General features: G+C 63.1%; 4 protein-coding genes and 1 pseudogene. All 5 read right to left on the bottom strand.

Annotated elements, in window-relative coordinates; all coding sequences use genetic code 11:
* Nucleotides 1-602: VirB8 family type IV secretion system protein (locus GFB49_RS20865; protein WP_343032660.1), on the bottom strand; the 602-nt coding region annotated here is incomplete at its 3' end.
* Between the two features lie 15 nt (nucleotides 603-617).
* Nucleotides 618-1,427, bottom strand: a complete 810-nt coding sequence (locus GFB49_RS20860) for a type IV secretion system protein (protein ID WP_043755082.1) — start codon at nucleotides 1,425-1,427, stop codon at nucleotides 618-620.
* A complete protein-coding gene (locus GFB49_RS20855) occupies nucleotides 1,427-2,581 on the bottom strand; it encodes a lytic transglycosylase domain-containing protein (protein ID WP_194269444.1) in 1,155 nt (384 codons plus the stop codon). Before GFB49_RS20855 ends, GFB49_RS20860 begins: the two co-directional genes overlap by 1 nt.
* Nucleotides 2,571-2,738: a hypothetical protein gene (locus GFB49_RS21095; RefSeq protein ID WP_194269443.1), complete on the bottom strand. Its 168-nt coding sequence runs from the start codon at nucleotides 2,736-2,738 to the stop codon at nucleotides 2,571-2,573. Before GFB49_RS21095 ends, GFB49_RS20855 begins: the two co-directional genes overlap by 11 nt.
* A pseudogene (locus GFB49_RS20850) lies at nucleotides 2,735-3,034 on the bottom strand (VirB4 family type IV secretion/conjugal transfer ATPase); the annotation flags it as partial. The pseudogene GFB49_RS20850 and the gene GFB49_RS21095, both read right to left, overlap by 4 nt.

Genomic DNA, 3,034 nt, shown 5'->3' with positions numbered 1-3,034 from the left:
AAGGGGTTGGTCCAGACCTCATCGATGGAGCGGCGGGTCTCGGGACGGAACTCGAAGAGAAGCGTGGCGGTGAAGAGGCCGGTCTGGGTGCCGTTAATGGACGTCAGGCGCTTGCGCAGGCGGACCGTCGCGCGGTTGGTTCCGATCCGGTTGATGCTGAGGATTTCCACGTCGAGCCTGGCGTTGGGGCCATAGACGGTCGGCGGGTAATTCTCGTTGGCGCTGTTCCAGATCTGGCGCAACCCGCTCTCGGCAGCTCCGTCCGAGCGGCGCAGGACGCTGCGGATGCGCAGGTCGTTGTCGAGCTGGTTATAGACCTCGCGGTCGGTCACGTAGCGGAAGACCTCCGCCTCGATGATCGCCTGGTTGGCTGTGACAGACGTCGCGCCCACCGAAGCCTCGGGCAGGGCAAAGCCGGTGGCGGGATCATAGGGCACGACCACAGGCGGCGGATCGACATCGAGGATCGCGACAGCCGCCGCGCTCAGGCATCCGAGAATGCCGAAGATGAGCCCGATGAGCCCAAGGCGCTGCCAGAGGCGTTCACGGCGCAGAGCACCATAGACCAGCTCTTCTTCGATGATTTCCTGTTCACTCGCCACGCGTCATGCCTCAAATCAGTCTGCGCGCAGGTCCGGCAGCGTAAAGTCCATGAAGCGCTGCTCTTCGGCGATGGTGGCGGCATCGATCACGCCGCCGGTGCCATCGCCCACGGTCTGGATGGCTTCGAGTTGCCACATGGCGACCAGTGCAATGGCGAGCTCCGCGGTCACGCGCGTGTTGAGATCGATGCTTTCCTTGAGTTCGTCCATGTCGTCGATGAGCCCGACAAGGCGGTCGACCCGCTCGAGCGATTGGCCGGCATCCTCATAGCTGTTCTGGGCTGCCGCCGAGACAAGGGCACCGGTGGTGGCCTGCGTCGCCACGCGGTTGGCCCCGGGATTGCCGCTCGTGGCCATTTCCGAGAGGGTGTCATCGTCAAATCCGAGATCGGCCAGCACCCGATCCATCTGGGTTTCGATTTCGCCCGCGCCGGAGCCCGAGAGGCCCGAGAAATCTCCCGTCTTGATCGCCTCAATCGTGGCGAGGATATCGCCGAACTCTTGGTCGAGTAGGCCATTGAGTTCGTCTTCCATCTCGGTGCGGATGATTTCTGGAAGCTCGGCGAGGCGGGTGAGGGCCTCGTAGGTTCTTTGCAGCTCCGCGAGTTGGTCCGTGAGAAGGCCGAGCTGTTCGCGGAGCTGCGTCAGCTGCTCGTTTTGCAAGATCTCGTCCTCGATCATCTGCCGCAGCTGCTGGATGTTTTGCGCGATGTTCTGGGTATCGACGACGGGCACGCCTTGCGCGAGGACGGGGGATAGGGCGCCAAGATGCAGACCAACCCCAAGTGTCGTGGCCAAAGCTGTCCTCAAGAGCAGATGTCCCATCATTCAATCTCCCTGATCGTAAAATCCATGAACGCGCCTTCGGCCATGCGGGCGCTGGCCTGGGCCAGCTCTTCGGCGGAGAGCACGCGGGTGCGGGCGGCCTGAAGCCGGATGCGGGCGGCCACGAGACGCACGAGTTCGGCGCGGGCATAAGTGTTGAGCGCAACGCTCTCCTGCACATCCTCGGTCTCGGAAATCCGTTCGACGATATCCGCAATACGTAGGGCGGCTTGCCTGATCGCGGCGGGTGAGTTGTTGCCATAGAAGGCCGCGCCGTGCCCAGTGAGCGAGAGGTTGGCATTGGCCAGAAGCGCGGGGTCGATCGTGCCAAGCGCTTCGATCCCGCCGATACGGGTCAAATAGAGGTTATAGCGTTCGGGGATCACCTGGACGTAGTGCTGGGTCTCGCGAAAGGGTGGCACGCCGCCATACTCGAAAACCCGGCCGGGTCCCGCGTTATAGGCCGCGAGCGCATTGATGATATTGCCGTCGAAGGTGTTGAGCTGGGTCGCGAGATAGCGTGCACCGCCATGCACCTGCAGGTAGGGGCTGTCATAGTATTCCGGATTGATGCCCAGATCGCTGGCCGTCCCAGGCATGATCTGGGTGAGACCATAAGCGCCGACGGGAGACCGTGCCCCAATCGTAAACCGGCTTTCCTGCCAGATCAGCGCTTGCAGCAACGCGCGCCACTGGAGGGGCGAGAGCCCTGCGCGGCCAACACCCGCAAAGCCGCTGGTCTCCTGGGCGACCCGGATGATGAGCTGCTCGATGTTCTCAGACGCATCCCCGAACATCTGCGCACCGCCGCGATTGGGATCGATCTCGCCCGTGCCATAGACCGCCTCGACTGACCGGGCCGGATCCCCGCTGCCGCTTTCCAGCCCCGAGACCATAGCTGGCAAGCCCTGACCGCCGAAGCTGGTCTGGGCATCGAGGATGCGTTGCAGGGTTTCCAGCTGCTCCCGTTCGATCTCGGCAATGAGTTCGCGCACGGCAAGCTTGTCCGACTGAACGGCCAAGTCAGCCTCGCGATCGCTGGTCTCGACGATGTCACGCGCGGTCAGCCCACTGTCATTGGTCGGCACGCCTTGAGACAAGGCGAGACCGGGCAGCAGGCAAAACGCCAGGATATGAGGCAGGCTAGACTTCAACGTCGCCCTCCGGCGCGCCGAGCGGTGCGAAGTGGCAATCCTGGGCTGTCGCTGCCGTCGAGGCGAGAAAGGAAAAGCAATTGGCCTGCGGCTCCCGATACTGGGTGCAGGAGGCCAGCGCGCCGAGCACAGCCAAAGCGATAAGAATACGGATCATGAAAGCCTCCAGAAATCAGGGCGGTCGCGGTAATCGGCACCCACGAGCGCCTCGCCTTTGTCCATGCCGCCAAGGATGGTGAGATTGGGTCCAAGCGCGCTCAGATCGGCATCGACGACGATAGAGCCCTGATCGTCGCGGATCAGTGCGAGGCGGCTGTTGCTGCCCGTGTTGAGAAGGACGTCGAGCTCCTTCTCCGTGAGGTTCAGCATGGCGTAGTCGGCCGCATGGGCGCGGATGTTAGGAAGCAGAATCTGCGTCGGTACGGCCTCGACAATCGTCTTGCCGGTCCGGGT

Origin of the sequence: Tritonibacter litoralis, from assembly GCF_009496005.1 — a bacterium.
GTDB lineage: Bacteria > Pseudomonadota > Alphaproteobacteria > Rhodobacterales > Rhodobacteraceae > Epibacterium > Epibacterium litoralis.
This window is presented reverse-complemented; position numbering and strand designations above follow the sequence as displayed.